Annotated in this window: 1 pseudogene; it reads left to right on the top strand. The window is 65.9% G+C overall.

What is annotated here, in order from left to right:
- Positions 1-422, top strand: a pseudogene (locus AC6LJ2_RS30065) (amino acid ABC transporter permease); the annotation flags it as partial.

Below are 422 nucleotides of genomic sequence, written 5' to 3'. Positions count from 1 at the left end.
GCCAACTACACCGCCGCCAACGCGCAGGAATGCCGCGCGTCCGTCGGCGGCGCCTGCTGGGCCTTCATCATCGAGAAGCACCGCCTGATCCTGTTCGGCACGTATCCGTACGACGAACAATGGCGTCCGCTGATCGCCACGATCATCCTGATCGCGGTCATCGTCTGCAGCGGCATCCGCCGTTTCTGGAACTGGAAGCTCGCTGTCATCTGGACCGTCGGCCTGACCGCCGTGGCCCTGTTGATGTGGGGCGGCGTGTTCGGCCTGACCTACGTGGAAAACGCACGCTGGGGCGGCCTGCCGCTCACGCTGATCCTGTCCACGTTCGGCATCGCCTTCGCCTTCCCGATCGGCGTGCTGCTGGCCCTGGGCCGGCGCTCGAAGATGCCCGCCATCAAGGCGCTGTGCGTCGTGTACATCGA

Source organism: Achromobacter sp. 1014246743 (assembly GCF_059760725.1).
The sequence above is the reverse complement of the archived record's forward strand: the minus strand, read 5'-3'. Positions and strand labels throughout refer to the sequence as shown.